Origin of the sequence: Aminobacter aminovorans, from assembly GCF_900445235.1 — a bacterium.
Taxonomy (GTDB): domain Bacteria; phylum Pseudomonadota; class Alphaproteobacteria; order Rhizobiales; family Rhizobiaceae; genus Aminobacter; species Aminobacter aminovorans.
Genome location: NZ_UFSM01000001.1, coordinates 1,846,617 through 1,862,886, shown reverse-complemented (window position 1 = coordinate 1,862,886; position 16,270 = coordinate 1,846,617). Strand labels below are relative to the sequence as shown.

Sequence of the window (16,270 nt, the reverse complement as noted above, 5' to 3'; positions counted from 1 at the left end):
ATCGGCCACAGTGACGGCCAATTCGCAATTGCCTGGCTGACGATGCCGGCCGGCAAAGCCTTGCCTTGAAAGCAAAATCGGGCGATTGAAGGCTGCGGACTGAGGAGAGGATTCTTTCATGACGACTTCGCGCAAAATTGCTTCGGCCGGAGTGCTTGCCCTGCTTGCGGCCGCCATTGCCGGCTGCTCGACAAGCGGCGGCGGATCATCTGGCGGCGGCGGCATGCGACCCGCTCCCTCCGGTGTCGAGGGTGCATGGCTCGACGCCAAGGGCACCGGGCTCTCCACCTTTGCCGGTGGTTCGTTCCAGACTGTAGCTACCGACACCGGCCAGAAGCTCTCTGACGGAACCTACATCCTGACCGGCGCCAATTCGGTTCAGATCAACGGCACCTCGCTGATCCGCCAGTCGCCAATCAGCTTCAACTGCCTGCTGATCTCTGCCAACCAGTTGAACTGCACCAGCTCAGCTGGCCAGCAATTCACCCTGACCAGGCGCACCGCCTGAGCCAAATCAGTGCCCGCTTCGGCGGGCACATCGGTGCCTTGACGTCATCGGCGGGGTCGCCGGTTTCAGTGCTGGCAAGGCTATCGCTGGCCGACAAGTAAGGCGGCTACAAACTGCCGATTCTCCCTTGCATCCGAAAATTCGGAATGTGAACATGGCGCCAAGGAATGTGTAACATTCCGGTCAAGCGAAGACGCTAAACGTCTCGTCGGGGTCATTCGGGAGATTTCATCATGAAGAGATTGGCTGCCATTGCGGCTTTGTCGGCTTCGGCATTCGGCTATTCCGCCGCGCCGTCATTCGCCGACTATACATTGACCATCATGCATATCAATGACTGGCACAGCCGCATTGAAAGCAACAACAAGTTCGAATCGACCTGTTCCGCCGAAGAGGAGGGCAAGGGTGAGTGCATCGGCGGTGCCGCGCGGCTTGTTACCGCAATCGCCGAACAGCGCAAGAAGCTCGAAGGCCAGAATGTTCTGCTGCTCAATGGCGGCGACAACTTCCAGGGCTCTTTGTTCTACACCACCTACAAGGGCGCGGTTGAAGCCGAATTCCTCAACCAGATGAAATTCGACGCGATGACCGTGGGCAACCACGAGTTCGACGACGGCGAAGAAGCGCTGGTACCGTTCCTGGAGAAGATCCAGTTCCCGGTACTCTCCGCCAACGTGCACCCCAATGCCCAGTCCAAGGTCGGTGACCGCATCAAGCCGTCGCTGGTGCTCGAGGTCGGCGGCCAGAAGATAGGCATCGTCGGCGCCGTCACCAACGACACCCCGGAAGTCGCTTCGCCCGGCCCGAACATCGCCATCGAGGACGACATCAAGACGATTACCGCCGAAGTCGAGAAGCTGAAGGCCGAGGGCGTCAACAAGATCATCGCCCTGACCCATGTCGGCTACCCCCGTGACAAGGAGCTGATCGCCAAGATCCCTGGCGTCGACGTGGTCGTGGGCGGCCACTCGCATTCGCTTTTGTCGAACACCGACGCCAAGGCCGAAGGGCCCTATCCGACGATGATCGACAACCCCGAAGGCTACAAGGTTCCGGTCACCCAGGCCGCGTCCTACTCCAAGTATCTCGGCGAATTCACCGTCACCTTCGACGACAATGGCGTGGTCAAGGAAGCCAAGGGCGACCCGATCTATCTCGACAATTCGATCAAGCCCGACGAGGCCGTGCTCGCCCGCATCAAGGAACTTGGCGCGCCTATCGAGGAGCTGAAGAACAAGGAAGTCGCCGAGACCACGGCACTCATCGACGGCAGCCGCGAGAGCTGCCGGGCGCGCGAATGCGAGATGGGCAATTTGATCTCCGACGCCATCCTCGACCGGGTCAAGGACCAGGGCGTAACCATCGTCTTCCAGAACGGCGGCGGCATCCGCGCCTCGATCGACCAGGGCGTGGTCACCATGGGCGAAGTGCTGACTGTGCTTCCGTTCCAGAACACGCTCGCCACCTTCCAGCTTTCCGGCAAGGACATCGTCGCCTCGCTCGAGGCAGGCGTCAGCGAGATCGAGGAGGGCAAAGGCAAGTTCCCGCAGGTCGCAGGCCTGAAATACGCCTTCGACAAGTCGGTCGCCGCCAACGCCGGTCGCGTCAAGTCGGTCGAGGTGATGGAGGGCGGCGCCTGGAAGCCGATCGACGAAGCCAAGGTGTACACGGTGGCTACGAACAACTACGTCCGCCAGGGCGGCGACGGCTACAAGCTGTTCGCCTCCAATGCCACCAACGCCTACGACTACGGTCCGAGCCTCGAACAGGTGGTCGCCGACTATCTCGGCAAGAACCGTCCGTTCACGCCGAAGCTCGACGGCCGCATCACCGAGATCGCGGCAACCGTTGCCGCTGCACCAGCCGCAGCAGAGCCGGCGAAGCCGGCAGCAGCGCCCGCAGCAACGACCGAAGCCGCAACGGCAACGCCGGCACTGCCGAGCGCCTCTGGCGAGATCGCCGGCACGCCACCGACCGTCGAACCGACCAAGCCTGCCGAGGCGGCTGCACCCGCAGCAGCTGAACCGGCAGCAGCGCCGGCAGCCGGCGGCAAGTCGCACACCATTGCCCGCGGCGACACCTTCTGGGATCTCGCCAAGACATATCTCGGTGACGCGACCAAGTGGCAGGCAATCGCTGCGGCCAATCCGGATGCCAAGGCCGAGGATCTGCATATCGGCGGAACACTTTCGATCCCATCGGCAAACTGATAGGGCTCTTCGGCCGCAACCAGCCCGCCCGGCCAACCGGGCGGGCTTTGTTTTTGGGTGCGGCCAGACGCGACATTGAATGGCAGCCCCATTCAATTAGGTATCCCGCATTACGGAGACACCGAATGAACCTGACGACCACAATCGACGAGAAATCGGCCAAGTCGCTCGGCCCGTTCCCCACTGGTCACCCGGCAGTACGCAAAGGTAAGGTCGGCGTCCTCCTGGTCAATCTCGGCACGCCCGACGGCACCGATCAGAAGTCGATGTGGCGTTATCTTCGCGAATTCCTGTCCGACCCGCGCGTCATCGAGTTGCCGAAGCTGCTTTGGTACCCGATCCTCTACGGTATCGTGCTCAACACACGACCGAAGAAGTCGGGCGAGAACTACAAGAAGATCTGGAACACGGAGCGCGACGAGTCGCCGCTGCGCACCTACACCCGCGCCCAGAGCGAGAAGCTCGCCGAAGCGCTGCGCGACCTGCCCGACGTCGTCGTCGACTGGGCCATGCGCTACGGCAATCCCTCGACAGAAAGTGTGACCAAGAAGCTGATCGCCCAGGGCTGCGACCGCATCGTGCTGTTCCCGCTCTACCCGCAATATTCGGCGACGACGACGGCAACCGCCAACGACCAGCTGTTCCGCGCGCTGATGAAGCTTCGCGCCCAGCCATCGATCCGCAGCGTGCCCGCCTATTACGACGAGCCGGTCTACATCGAAGCGCTGGCCCGCTCGATCGAGCAGCATCTGGCCAAGCTCGACTTCGAACCGGAGGTGATCCTCGCCTCCTATCACGGCATCCCGAAGCCCTATTTCGAGAAGGGCGACCCCTATCATTGCCATTGCGTGAAGACGACGCGTCTGCTGCGCGAGCGGCTTGGGATGAGCGACAAGAAGCTGATGACCACCTTCCAGTCGCGCTTTGGCGCGCAGGAATGGCTGCAGCCCTATACCGACAAGACCGTCGAGCGGCTGGCAAAGGAAGGGGTCAAGTCGATCGCCATCGTCAATCCGGGTTTTTCGGCCGACTGCATCGAGACGCTGGAGGAGATCGCCGGAGAAAACGCCGAGATCTTCCACCATGCCGGCGGTAACAACTTCTCCCACATCCCTTGCCTCAACGACAGCCCGGAAGGCATGGCGGTGATCGAGACCATCGCCCGCCGCGAGTTGATGGGCTGGGTCTAGCCGCCGCGGGCGGAACCTCCACCGGCGCGCGGCGTTGAACGCGGGCCAGGGAGGCTCACCCGACGATGACCCGCAAGCTCGACCTCAGGACCGGACGGCCCGTCTGGTACGCCTACCGCGCGCCGTCCGTTCCGGCAGGCAGGCTCACCCGCGACATCAAGACCGACGTCGCCATCATCGGCATGGGCATCAGCGGCGCGTTGATCGCCGAAGCCCTTGTCGACGCCGGCCATGCTGTCGTCTGCATCGACAGGCGCGGACCACTCCTCGGCTCGACTGCGGCGACCACCGCCCTCGTCCAGTTCGAAATCGATCAACCGCTTTCAAAGCTTAGCCACCTCATCGGCCGTGAACGGGCCGAACGCGCCTGGCGGCGTTCGCGTCTCGCAGTCATGAACCTCAGGGCGCGTATCGGCGAGCTCGGCATCCGCTGCAACATAGAGAGCAGGTCTTCGCTCTACCTTGCCGGCGATGTTCTGGATGCCCCTGCGCTGCGCGACGAGGCTGAGGCAAGGCGCCTTGCCGGCATTCACGCCACCTATCTTTCCACATCCGAAGTGCAAGACCAGTCCGGTATCCGGCGCCAGGGCGCCATCATCAGCCACGACAATCTGGCGCTCGACCCGCGAAAGCTGACAGCCGGATTGTTGCGCAAGGCGCTGGAGCGCAAGGCGCGCTTCTATGCCCCGGTCGAGGCAGTCTCCGTCAAGGCCGGACGCGAAGAAGCGGTTGTGACGACGGCAGACGGCCCGACCATCACCGCCGACCATGTCGTCCTCGCCACAGGCTACGAGCTCGTCGCCGACCTGATCCCCGCCACCGACCACAAGATCATCTCGACCTGGGCAATCGCAACAAAGCCGCAGAAACAGGCGCTTTGGCCCGGCAAGCATCTGATCTGGGAAGCCTCCGACCCTTATCTCTATTTGCGCGCCACTGTGGACGGCCGCGTGATCTGCGGCGGCGAGGACGAGGACTTTACCGACGAAGTGCGGCGCGACGCACTGATAGCCGAAAAGTCGGATCGCATTTCGGCAAAGCTGAAGCGGCTTTTCCCGCGGCTCGATACCAAACCGGCATTCGCCTGGGCCGGTTCGTTCGGCACGACGCCGACCGGCCTGCCCTATATCGGCACGGTTCCCGGGCACCCGCGCATCCATGCGGCCATGGGTTATGGCGGCAACGGCATCACCTATTCGCGTATCGCCGCAGAGATCGTCAGCGCCGCCATTTCCGGCCACCGGGATGCCGACACCGACCTGTTCGCCTTCCCACGCTGAACCGGATGACATTTCCGGCTTGCTGTGTTGTATCGCCGCCGAAACGCCCTTAAGTCTTCAGCGCATATGGCGCGACTTGTGAATCGCGCGCTCAACTTGCGGGGGATTTTCGCATGGGCTTCAGCGGCTTCGATATCGTCATCCCAGTACTTGTCGTGCTCGTGCTCCTGGTGCTGTTCGCAGGCATCAAGACTATTCCCCAAGGCTATAACTATACTGTCGAGCGTTTCGGCCGCTACACCAGGACGCTGACGCCCGGCCTCAACCTGATCATCCCCTTCATCGACCGCATCGGCGCCAAGATGAACATGATGGAGCAGGTTCTGGATGTCCCGACGCAAGAGATCATCACCAAGGACAACGCGATGGTCGCGGTCGACGGCGTCGCCTTCTATCAGGTGTTGAACGCGCCGCAGGCCGCCTATCAGGTCGCAGGCCTGCAGAACGCCATTCTCAACCTGACCATGACCAACATCCGCACCGTGATGGGATCGATGGATCTAGACGAGTTGCTGTCCAATCGCGACGCCATCAACGAGCGCCTGCTGCGCGTCGTCGACGAAGCGGCCCACCCCTGGGGAATCAAGATCACCCGCGTCGAGATCAAGGACATCAATCCACCGGCGAACCTCATCGAATCGATGGGCCGGCAGATGATGGCGGAACGCAACAAGCGTGCCCAGATCCTCGAAGCGGAGGGCATGAAGCAGGCGCAGGTGCTGGAAGCAGAAGGCCGCAAGGAAGCCGCCTTCCGCGACGCCGAGGCGCGTGAACGTTCTGCCGAGGCCGAGGCACGCGCCACCCAGGTGGTTTCGGAAGCCATCGCCAAGGGCGACGTCCAGGCGATCAACTACTTCGTCGCACTGAAGTACACCGAAGCGCTGGCCAAGGTTGGAACAGCCAACAACAGCAAGCTTGTCCTGATGCCGATGGAGGCGTCGTCACTGATCGGCACGCTAGGCGGTATCGGCGAGATCGCCAAGGAAGTCTTCCGCGATGGTGGCACGGCAGGCGGGCAGCGCCAGGCCTCGCGGCCGCCGAGAATCCCGCCCGAGCAGGGCTGAGCCTCCGCTGACCGGACGAGGTGAATTGAGGAAACGCACATGATCGCCAGCATCGTTGCCGAACTCGGTCCCTGGAACTGGATGCTGCTCGGCTTCATCCTGCTGTGTCTGGAAATCTTTGCGCCGGGCGTTTTCCTGCTGTGGATCGGCATCGCCGCACTGATCGTCGGATCTGCGTCGCTGCTGCTCTGGGAAGCCGCGTTCTGGACCTGGCAGGTACAGGTTCTGGTCTTCCTCGTGCTCTCGCTCGCCTCCGCCTATGTCGGCAAGAAGATCGTCCGCGACCGCGAGACGGCGTCCGATCAGCCCTTGCTCAACAAGCGTGGCGCCCAGATGATCGGCCGCACGGCGACGCTGGCCGAGCCGATCAAGGAAGGCCGTGGCCGCATCAAGCTGGGTGACACGACATGGCGCGTCTCCGGCCCCGATTTGCCTGCAGGCGCGCAGGTTCGCGTCGTTGGCGCGCAGGACACGGATCTTGAGCTGGTGGTGGAGCCAGTCTGAGACAAGCTGTCCGGTGGTTCGCCGGCAGATCAATAACCCTTCGCCCATCGCATCTCGGTTGACTTGACCGGATGGTCGCGTTCAATTATTAGACTGAACAATCTAATAATAAACAGAGCGTGCAGATGCGCAAGGTCGACCCTGAAAAGTTCGAGGCGCGGAAGCAGCAGATCCTCGACGCGGCAATCATCTGCTTCACCAGAAAGGGCTTTCACGGCACCTCGACGGCGGAAATCTGCGCCGAAGCGGGGATGAGCCCCGGCAACCTGTTCCACTATTTTCCGACCAAGCAGGCCATCATCGCAGCGATCGTCGAGCAGGACCGCCGCGAGACGGCAGCCTATTTCGCGCAGATCGACCAGAGCCTGGATCTGTTTGACGAGATCCTCAAATTCATGGACATCGTGCTCGAACTGGCCGCCGATCCAGCCTATTCGAGCCTCGCGCTCGAAATCGCCGCCGAGGCGATGCGCGACAAGCACATCGCAGCGCTGGTGAGCGCCCACGATGCCGAGATGCAGGCGGCACTCAGCGTCATGCTGCGCAATGCCGCCCTGCGCGGACAGATCGACCCTGCCCTCGATCCCGTCGAGACCGCGCGCTGGATCGGGGCCTTGATTGACGGCGTGTTCGGCCGCATCGCCGTCGACCCCGGCTTCCATCCGCTTGAACAGAAGAAGTCGCTGCATCTCCTTCTGACCCGCTATCTCAGGCCGATCGAGCTTCCCGCCTCAGCCGCTGCCCTGGACCGGTTCACCAGGGCCTGAAGCAACACCATGAGCACCTTGCGCATCGCCAGAACGAGTGGGCCTTTTGCCGGCCTGCAATTGGCCAGCATCGTCTTCAATCTCGGCAATGCGATCACAGCGATTGTCTATCCCTGGCTGGTTTACGACCTCACCGGCAGCGCCAGTTGGATGGGCGTCATTGCCTTCATGACGCTGACGCCGGCAATCGTCGGCAGCGCCTTCGGCGGGCTTGTCGCCGAGCGTTTGGGCATTCGCCGCACGGCCAACCTCGCTGCCTGCCTCGGCACCGCTGCCGCCGTCATGGCCGCGCTGCTCTACAGCCTGGATACGCTCACGATCGGCCTGCTGGTGGCGCTTGCATTGTGCGGCGCCATCCTCGACGGCCCCGGCGGCGTGGCGATCGAGTCTCGCGTTCCTGAGATTGCACGGCTGGCGCGGATGCCGTTGCTGCGCGCCAACGCGATCGACGACCTCGTCGACAGCGGTGCGGCCATTGTCGGTCCGGCGATCGCCGCCGTCCTGGTGGCTGTCGTCGATACCCAGACCTTGCTCTGGATCATCGCGGCGATCAATGCCGCAGCCGCGGTGCTGGTGATGCTGAGCCTGCCCCAATTCCGACTGCGGCAAGCGTCTTCCACCGCGAAGGCCGAATTCACTGCTGCCCTGCGCATCATCTTCGGATCGGTCCGGCTGCGGACGGCATTGGTGCTGGCAAGCCTCGGCACCGGCACCTTCGTGGCAATCGAAACAGTGGCCCTGCCCGCCACATTGCGCGCCGAAGGTCAGCCGGCGACCGCGCTGGGGATTTATCTCACCGCGGCCGCGGCAGGTGCGATCGCGGTCAATCTTGGCCTGGCCGCAATAGGCAAAAGCCCGAGCCTTCGCAACGTCTTCGTTGCAGCCTTTATCGGCCTTGCCGCAGGCGTCATCCTGCTCGCCATCGACCGCTCGATACCGATGCTCATTGCCTCAGGTGCTGTGCTGGGCATTGCCGCCGGACCGCTGTCACCTGTCTTCACCACCCTGCTGCAGACCAGCGCGCCGAAGAGCCTGCGCGCCCATGTGATCGGCGCATCGATAAGCCTGATCCTGGTTGCGGCGCCGGTTACAGTCCTGCTCGTCGGCACGGCCCTCGACCTGTTCGGCGCAGCGCCGGTGCTGTTTGCATGCGCAGGCTTGCTCGCCGCCTGCGCGGCGATTGCTGCGCTCGCGCTGAGGCGAGACGAAGCGGCCGATACGACGGCCTTGTAGAGTAACGCCGGCCGGCGTCGTTCAGGCAGCGCCGACCCTGAGCAGATCGTGGAAGTGGATGATGCCGACCGGCTTGTCGCCTTCGACCACGGGGATGGCGCTGATGTTATGCTCGTTGAGCATTGCCGTCGCAGTGCCCGCCAGCATCTGCGGCGGCACCGTCTTGGGCTGTCGGGTCATGATGTCCTCGACATTGGTCTCGGCGAGATTTCGATCGAGATTGCGCGCCAAGTCGCCGTCAGTGACGATACCGGCCAGCCGGCCCTGTTCGTCGACGACAACGACGCAGCCGAAACGCTTCCTGGACAGCGTCTTCACCGCTTCCGGCATCTTGGTGCCGATGGCGACGATCGGCATTTCCTCGCCCTTGTGCATCAGGTCGCCGACCGGCATCAGGCTCGCGCCGAGCTGGCCGCCGGGGTGGAAGGTGCGGAAGTGATCGGCGGTGAAGCCGCGGGCTTCGAGCAGAGCCACTGCCAGCGCATCGCCCACCACGAGTTGGAGCAGGGTCGAGGTCGTCGGCGCAAGTCCGTGCGGACAGGCCTCCGGCGCGCGCGGCAATGACAGCACGACATCCGCCTGGCGCGCCAAGGCCGAGGAATCGCCGGCGGTAAGCGCAATCAGCGGGATCGAAAAGCGTCTGGAATAGGCGACGATGCCCTTGAGTTCGGCAGTCTCGCCAGACCAGGAGAGTGCTACGATCGCATCTTCCTTGGCGATCATGCCGAGGTCGCCGTGGATGGCTTCCGAAGGATGGACGAAATAGGCCGGCGTGCCGGTCGATGCGAAGGTCGCCGCCAGCTTGGAGCCGATATGCCCGCTCTTGCCGACGCCGGTGATGATCGCCCGGCCGCTGAGCTGACCCAGGATCGAAACAGCTTTGGCGAATGGCTCGGCGAGCGGGCCTTCGAGCGCTGCGACAAGCGCGGCGATGCCGGCTTGCTCGATGGTGACGGTGCGGAGCGCGGAGGCGATCGACGCCTGCCCGTCCGGCTCTTTCTTCAGCGATCCAGCGTGCATGGCGCATGCGTTAGCGCGTCGGCGTGCGGCTGTCCATGATTATCCGCCCAAAACCAGGCGTCGCAGGGCGTGCGGGAAACGCTCCGTTAACCATGGCCATTTACCAGTTGGTAAGTGCGACGCCCTTGCGTCGGCGAAGCAGTGGGAAAGATGGCGCAGATCAGGCCGGAGCAACGGATACGGAATACTGCACGTCGCGTCTTGCTGGCGACAGCAAGCGTGGCGACACTGCTGTGTGCTGCCCCGCTCCATGCCCAGGAAACCGGGCTGCGCGGACCGGTCAGCGAAGACGACATCAACAACACCCTGCTGCTTCACAAAAGACGCTCCGCTGCCGAACCGGTACAGGACCAGGCACCGGCCTACCAGCCGGTCAGCCCCGGCGCGATCCCCACCCAGGCAGACGCGGCCCCCACCGATCTGTTCAGCGAGCCACCCAACGCCGAAAACGCGACAGGCTCCTCCTCGTTATCCGCTCGTCCGCCCACCACGGCACGCCAGCGTGCCCGCGAAGCGCGCGAGCGGCAGGCCGGCACCACCACGCCGTCGACTGCCGAGAGGCCGGCCGCGCCGGCGACCGACGAAGAGCTGACCACGGGCACCGTGCGCCAGGGAACCGTCGATTCCGAAACCGAGATAGAGAACGGCCCTGAAGCCGAGCGCCAGCGCGCCATCGAAGGCCGCAGGCCGCAGCCGGACGCAAACCCGTTCGAGCCGACCGGCATCCGTTTCGGCACCTTCGTGCTCAAGCCGAGCCTCGAACAGGGCGTCACCGCGACCTCGAACGCCGATTCCAGCTTCGGCGGAAAGTCGGCTGTTCTCTCCGAGACGACGCTCAGGCTGAATGCCGCGTCCGACTGGGAGAGCCATTCCGCCACCATCGACACCTATGGCAACTACCGCAAATCCATCTCCGGCCAGGAGGTCAAGGATCTCAGCGGCGGCATCGATGGGCGCCTGCAGCTTGACCTCGCCAATGACATGCGCGCCTTGGCGCGGCTCGGTTACAGCATGCGCCCGGAATCGACATCGTCGCCGGTGGTCATCTCCGGCACCGCCGAACGGCCGACCCTGCATACACTCAACGGGGCGCTGGGTATCGAAAAGGACGTCGGCAAGCTCCGCTTCGGCGTCACCGGCGAAGTTGTCGACGAAAGCTACAGCGACGCCGAGCTCACTGACGGCACCACGCTGTCGCAAAAGGACCGTGACTCCAGCCTCTACACCGGTAAGGTCCGGCTCGGTTACGAGGTCTCGCCTGCCTTCACGCCATTCGGCGAGATCGAATTCGGGCGCCGGGTCTATGACCTGCGCTTCGACACCGCCGGCTTCGAGCGCTCGTCCAAGCGCACTGGTGCCCGCGCCGGCGTCGAAATCGACATGGGCGAGAAGTTCGGCGGCGAAATATCTGCCGGCTGGATCTCGGAGGACTTCGACGACGACCGGCTGAAGACGGTTTCCGCCGCAACCATTGCCGCCGACCTCAAATGGTCGCCGATGCGCGGCACCATCGTTGGCCTGACCGGCGAAACCCTGGTCGAAGGATCGACCACCGCTGGCGATAGCGGCTCGGTGCTCTACAACGGCCGCCTCAGCGTCGAGCGGCAGATCCGCTCCAACCTGACCGGCTTCCTCGCCGGCGGCGTCGGCTACCGCGACTATGCCAGCTCAAACGACCACGAACTCAGGCTGAGCGCCGAGGCGGGCCTGACCTGGTGGCTCAACCGCTATGCCGGCCTTACCGGCAAACTGCGCCACGAGACCTTCGACAGCACCTTGCCGTCCCGCGACGCCAAGACCAACAGCGTCTTCGTCGGGCTGAAAATCCAACGCTAACCCGATGCAGGCAGGCCGCTGATGCGGGTTGCGGCGGCCTTCAGAGCCTCCTCTCCTTGCCCCGAATACACCTCGCTCATGATCAGATCGGCAAGCGGCAGACGGCGGCCCCAGCCATGCCGCTCGAGGTCGGGCTTGTCGGCAAATTCACTGACATGGCCGACGCAGAGATAGGCCACCGGCACGACGTGATCGGGAATGCCGAGCAACCGCTTCAGCGCCTGGCGCTCGAGGATACTGACCCAGCCGACGCCGACGCCTTCGGAGCGTGCGGCGAGCCAGAAATTCTGCACCGCGCAGACGGTACTGAAGAGATCCATCTCAGGATTGTGCCATCGCCCGAGCGGGGAGCTTTCCGAACGGCTGCGGTCGCAGGTGACGACCAGATTGAGCGGACTTTCGCAGATGCCTTCGAGCTTGAGCTTGCGATAGAGCTCGCGCCGCTCCTCGGCGACCTCAGGCAGTTCCTGCTCACGTGCGGCGACGAACAGATCGCGGACGCGCTCACGCCGTTCGCAATCGCGGATGACGATGAAATCCCATGGCTGCATGAAGCCGACCGATGGCGCATGATGGGCCGCAAGCAGGAGACGCGCCAACACATCGTCGTCGATCGGATCGGGCAGAAAATGGCTGCGCACGTCGCGGCGCGTGAAGATAGCGCGGTAGACGGCATCCTGGGCAGCAAGGTCGAAACGGCCTGAAATGGCATTCAACTGGTCAGCAAGCATCGCATGTCCCCTGGCGAGCATATCGGCTTCCTCCGCCTGACCATGCGGAGGTCGATGTCTGCCGGGCCGGTCTTCTGGCTCGAGTTCAACCCGTCATCGGCGCCTTCCCGTTCGACAAGAACAGTGGCTTTTTGCCGCTACGGTCCCTCTTACAGCGTTGGGCACGCCACGGTCTTGCACCGTGTTCCCGATTCTCCCGCATCGCTGCGGGCACCCGGCAGGATGTTTCTAGCGACAGTGGCCACCGAAAGCCATCGCACTGTGCGTCCAATCCTGACACAGGCGCGACATGCAGCTACTTGCCCTGCTTCATCTCGCCGAGAAGGCCTTCGATGACGCCGGCCATGCTCTTGCTGAGATCGGAGCGCGACAGGGCAAAGGCGACATTGGCCTCGACGAAACCTTCCGGCGAGCCGCAGTCGAAGGTACGACCGCGATAGTGGTAGCCGTAGAAGGATTGCATCTTCTCGAGCTTGAGCATGGCGTCGGTGAGCTGGATTTCGTCGCCGGCACCACGCTCCTGGTTTGCCAGGATGTTGAAGATCTCCGGCTGCAGTATGTAGCGGCCATTGATGAACAGGTTCGACGGTGCGGTGCCCTGCTTGGGCTTCTCCACCATGCCTTCGATCTCGAAGCCGGTGTGGACGGACTTGCCCTTGCCGACGATGCCGTATTTGTGCGCTTCGGCCGGGTCGCATTCCTGGACGGCGATGATGTTGTTGCCGGTCTCGGCATAAAGCTCGACCATCTCGCGCATGCAGCTCTTTTCCGACTGCATGATCATGTCGGGCAGCAGCAGCGCGAAGGGTTCGTCGCCGACAAGTTCGCGTGCGCACCAGACAGCGTGGCCGAGACCGAGCGGCACCTGCTGGCGCGTGAACGAGGTCTGTCCCGGTCCCGGCTGCAGCCGCTGCAGGCGTTCGAGCTGCTCGGTCTTGCCGCGCTGGGCGAGCGTGTCATAGAGCTCGAACTGGACGTCGAAATGGTCTTCGATGACCGCCTTGTTACGCCCCGTGACAAAGATGAAATGTTCGATGCCCGCTTCGCGCGCCTCGTCGACCACGTACTGGATGACAGGGCGATCGACGACAGTCAGCATTTCCTTGGGGATAGACTTGGTGGCAGGCAAAAAACGCGTGCCGAGGCCGGCGACCGGAAAAACTGCCTTGCGAACTCTTTTCATTGCGTGGGCGTCCGATAGAGGGATGTATCGGACGCCAGCTTTGCCACGCCCGAATTGAAGAATACTGAATGCGTTCACATATTCGGTGACAGCGGGCAAGACCATTGATCACGCGATCTTGATTGTCCGAACAGCTAGGTGGACAATCCCTCAAACCGCTTTTCGTTCCCCAAGGGGTCTATGGTAAACTGATTGATAACCGGCATCGGCGATGAATCGTGTTTCTGATCTCTCCAAGGAGGAAAGAATGCCCCTTCGCAAGACCGCCAAACGCCTGGCAAGCGCCGCTGCAATCGCTGGCCTTTCGCTGGCATTGATGCTGCCGGCCGGCCCGGCGGCCGCCGAAGCCGGTTTCCAGCGCTGGGTGGCGAGCTTCCGCTCCGTCGCCGCAGACAACGGAATTTCGGGTTCGACCTATGACCGCGCCTTTCGTGGCGTGACCTCGGCCGACCCGGAAGTGCTCGAAAAGGCCCGCTTCCAGCCAGAATTCACCGCGCCCGTCTGGGATTATTTCGACAACCGCGTCCACGACCAGTCGATCGCAGTTGGCCGCGAGATGGCGCGCAAGTGGAAGCCCTGGCTCGACCGCATCGAGGCCAAGTTCGGCGTCGACCGCTACATCCTGCTCGCGATCTGGTCGATGGAATCGAACTACGGCGAGATTCTCAAGAACGACAAGGTGATGCGCAATGTCGTTCGCTCGCTGGCGACGCTCGCCTATGGCGACCAGCGCCGGGCGAAATTTGCCCGCACCCAGCTGATCGCCGCCCTCAAGATCCTGCAGCGTGGCGACATCGACGAAAGCCATCTCGTCGGTTCCTGGGCGGGTGCGATGGGCCACACCCAGTTCATCCCGACCAGTTACCAGGCCTATGCCGTCGACGCCGACGGCAATGGCAAGCGCGACATCTGGAACTCTGTGCCCGACGCGCTGGCAACCGCCGCCAACCTCCTGAAAAAGAACGGCTGGCAGGCCGGCAAGACCTGGGGCTACGAAGTAGTGCTGCCCGCGGGCCAGAAGTTCCCCACAGGGTCGCTGACGCTGGACAAATGGGCATCGCTCGGCATCGAACGCGCCAATGGCAAAGCCTTCAAGCGCGGTTCCGACGTGGCCACGCTCAAGGTGCCTGACGGCCGTGGCGGACCAGCCTTCCTGATGACCAAGAACTTCTCGGTCATCAAGCGCTACAACAACGCCGACAAATACGCGCTTGCCGTCGGCCTTCTTGCCGACGAGATCGCCGGCTACGGTGGCCTTGTGCAGGACTGGAAGCGGCCGTTCACCAAGCTCAGCTTCGAGGAAAAGCAGGAGTTGCAGAAGCGGCTGTCGGCACATGGCTATTATGACGGCAAGAGCGACGGCAAGATCGGCGAAGGTTCGCGCTCGGCAATCAAGGCATTCCAGGCACAGCTGGGCTTGACGCCGGACGGTCATCCGAGCATGGAAGTGCTGAAGTTCCTGCGGCGTAACTAGCAACCGGAGGCTGTATTGGCATCGACGCGTCGTCCGAGGTTTTCGCTGTTGCGCCTGACGACGCCACTGGTCGCGGTGGCGGTCGCCTTGACTGCCATTTCGTCGACGATGCCAACGCCTGCCGTGGCGCAGGAAGGCATCCTGCGCAAATGGTCCCTGCGCGACCTGTTCATGCCGCGCCGCGAACCGCGCGTCGATCCCTTCATCATGGACGAGCCGCAGCCGCGCAAGAAGATCCGCAAGACGCCGCGCAAGCCGAAGGCTACCGCCGGCAACGTCGGCCGGGCAGCCGATCCCGCCGTGCCGGTGGTCGAGAAGCAGCCTGACGCGCGTGTCGTTCTGGTCATCGGCGATTTCCTCGGTGGTGGTATTGCCGAAGGGTTGGGCACGGTCTTTGCCGAGAATGCCAAGATCCGGGTCGTCGACAAGACCAACGGTTCTTCGGGCCTCGTCCGCGAGGACTATTACAACTGGCCCGAGAAGGCCAAGGCGCTGATCGAACACGAAAAACCGGCCGCCGTCATCATCATGATGGGCTCCAACGACCGCCAGCAGATGCGCGTCGCCGACAACCGCGAGCCGCCGATGAGCACCGCCTGGACCAAGGAGTATGCCGGACGCGCGGAGAAACTGGCCAAGGCCATCGCCGAGACCAAGGTGCCGTTCCTGTGGGTCGGCATGCCTGCCTTCAAGTCGTCGAAGATGAACACCGACATGCTCGCCTTCAACGACATCTATCGCGCCGCCACGGAAGCTGCCGGCAGCGAATTCGTCGATGTCTGGGACGGCTTTGTCGACGAGGCTGGCGCCTTCGTGACCAGCGGTCCCGATATCAACGGCCAGCCGGTGCGCCTGCGTTCGGACGACGGCATCAACGTCACCCGCGCCGGTAAGCGCAAGCTCGCCTTCTTCGCCGAAAAACCGCTGAACAAGTTGCTCGGCATCACGCCGCAGGGAACCGAAACCGTGGTGCCGGCGAGCCTGCCGCAGGCCACGCCTGGCGAGCTCAACGTCCCTGTCAACATCGATCGGACGGTGCCTGTGTCGCTCTCCGATCCGGAGCTCGACGGCGGCACGGAGCTCCTCGGCGGGCAAACCGCCGCCAAGACCGACCCGCGTTCGCCCGGCGAAAAGCTTGCCGTGCAAGGCATCGCTCCTGCAGCGCCTGCAGGCCGCATTGACGACTTCTCCTGGCCGCCGAAGCCGCTGCCTGCAGCGCAGGGTACAGAAACGACGACCGCCATCATCAGGCGGTAAGTCGCGCATCCTT

General features: G+C 63.3%; 14 protein-coding genes and 1 riboswitch. Of the genes, 11 read left to right on the top strand and 3 right to left on the bottom strand.

Translation table 11 applies throughout. The features are described 5' to 3' along the window. Positions 1-118 precede the first annotated feature (118 nt). The 8 genes from omp10 (at position 119) to DY201_RS09065 (ending at position 8,756) form a co-directional block, all read left to right on the top strand. A complete protein-coding gene (gene omp10, locus DY201_RS09100; RefSeq protein ID WP_115730916.1) occupies positions 119-508 on the top strand; it encodes an outer membrane lipoprotein Omp10 in 390 nt (129 codons plus the stop codon). A 233-nt stretch (positions 509-741) separates the two neighbouring features. Next, entirely contained in the window at positions 742-2,718 is a 1,977-nt protein-coding gene (locus DY201_RS09095) for a 5'-nucleotidase C-terminal domain-containing protein (protein WP_115730915.1), read from the top strand. A gap of 125 nt (positions 2,719-2,843) precedes the next feature. Continuing rightward, the gene (hemH, locus tag DY201_RS09090; RefSeq protein WP_115730914.1) at positions 2,844-3,908 is read left to right on the top strand and encodes a ferrochelatase; all 1,065 of its coding nucleotides are present in this window, start codon (positions 2,844-2,846) and stop codon (positions 3,906-3,908) included. Positions 3,909-3,973: 65 nt separating this feature from the next. After that, positions 3,974-5,188 (top strand): NAD(P)/FAD-dependent oxidoreductase, encoded by a 1,215-nt coding sequence (locus DY201_RS09085; protein ID WP_115730913.1) that lies wholly within the window; start codon positions 3,974-3,976, stop codon positions 5,186-5,188. 113 nt (positions 5,189-5,301) lie between these two features. After that, complete coding sequence (locus DY201_RS09080; protein ID WP_067958370.1) at positions 5,302-6,252, top strand: SPFH domain-containing protein; 951 nt, start codon at positions 5,302-5,304, stop codon at positions 6,250-6,252. 39 nt (positions 6,253-6,291) lie between these two features. After that, positions 6,292-6,756, top strand: coding sequence for an NfeD family protein (locus tag DY201_RS09075; RefSeq protein ID WP_115730912.1), 465 nt, complete (start codon positions 6,292-6,294; stop codon positions 6,754-6,756). A 125-nt stretch (positions 6,757-6,881) separates the two neighbouring features. Further along, a complete protein-coding gene (locus tag DY201_RS09070; RefSeq protein ID WP_115730911.1) occupies positions 6,882-7,523 on the top strand; it encodes a TetR/AcrR family transcriptional regulator in 642 nt (213 codons plus the stop codon). 9 nt (positions 7,524-7,532) lie between these two features. Next, positions 7,533-8,756: an MFS transporter gene (locus DY201_RS09065; protein WP_115730910.1), complete on the top strand. Its 1,224-nt coding sequence runs from the start codon at positions 7,533-7,535 to the stop codon at positions 8,754-8,756. Positions 8,757-8,777: 21 nt separating this feature from the next. On the opposite strand, the gene DY201_RS09060 is transcribed toward DY201_RS09065, so the two are convergent. Further along, positions 8,778-9,776: a KpsF/GutQ family sugar-phosphate isomerase gene (locus DY201_RS09060; RefSeq protein WP_115730909.1), complete on the bottom strand. Its 999-nt coding sequence runs from the start codon at positions 9,774-9,776 to the stop codon at positions 8,778-8,780. Between the two features lie 219 nt (positions 9,777-9,995). Here DY201_RS09060 and DY201_RS09055 point away from each other — a divergent pair, with 219 nt between their 5' ends. After that, on the top strand, positions 9,996-11,612 hold the full coding sequence (locus DY201_RS09055; RefSeq protein WP_342635177.1) for an outer membrane beta-barrel protein: 1,617 nt from the start codon (positions 9,996-9,998) through the stop codon (positions 11,610-11,612). Here the strand turns inward: DY201_RS09055 and bluB are convergent. Both bluB and galU read right to left on the bottom strand, forming a co-directional pair. Further along, entirely contained in the window at positions 11,609-12,343 is a 735-nt protein-coding gene (bluB, locus tag DY201_RS09050; RefSeq protein WP_115733686.1) for a 5,6-dimethylbenzimidazole synthase, read from the bottom strand. The two genes, DY201_RS09055 and bluB, sit on opposite strands and share 4 nt — an antisense overlap. A 47-nt stretch (positions 12,344-12,390) precedes the next feature. Beyond that, a riboswitch (cobalamin riboswitch) is annotated at positions 12,391-12,576 on the bottom strand. 62 nt (positions 12,577-12,638) lie between these two features. Beyond that, the gene (galU, locus tag DY201_RS09045) at positions 12,639-13,526 is read right to left on the bottom strand and encodes a UTP--glucose-1-phosphate uridylyltransferase GalU (RefSeq protein ID WP_115730907.1); all 888 of its coding nucleotides are present in this window, start codon (positions 13,524-13,526) and stop codon (positions 12,639-12,641) included. A gap of 247 nt (positions 13,527-13,773) precedes the next feature. Between galU and DY201_RS09040 the strand changes: the two genes are divergently transcribed. Further along, positions 13,774-15,000, top strand: a complete 1,227-nt coding sequence (locus DY201_RS09040) for a lytic murein transglycosylase (RefSeq protein WP_115733685.1) — start codon at positions 13,774-13,776, stop codon at positions 14,998-15,000. Positions 15,001-15,015: 15 nt separating this feature from the next. Continuing rightward, on the top strand, positions 15,016-16,257 hold the full coding sequence (locus DY201_RS09035) for an SGNH/GDSL hydrolase family protein (RefSeq protein ID WP_115730906.1): 1,242 nt from the start codon (positions 15,016-15,018) through the stop codon (positions 16,255-16,257). Positions 16,258-16,270 lie beyond the last annotated feature (13 nt).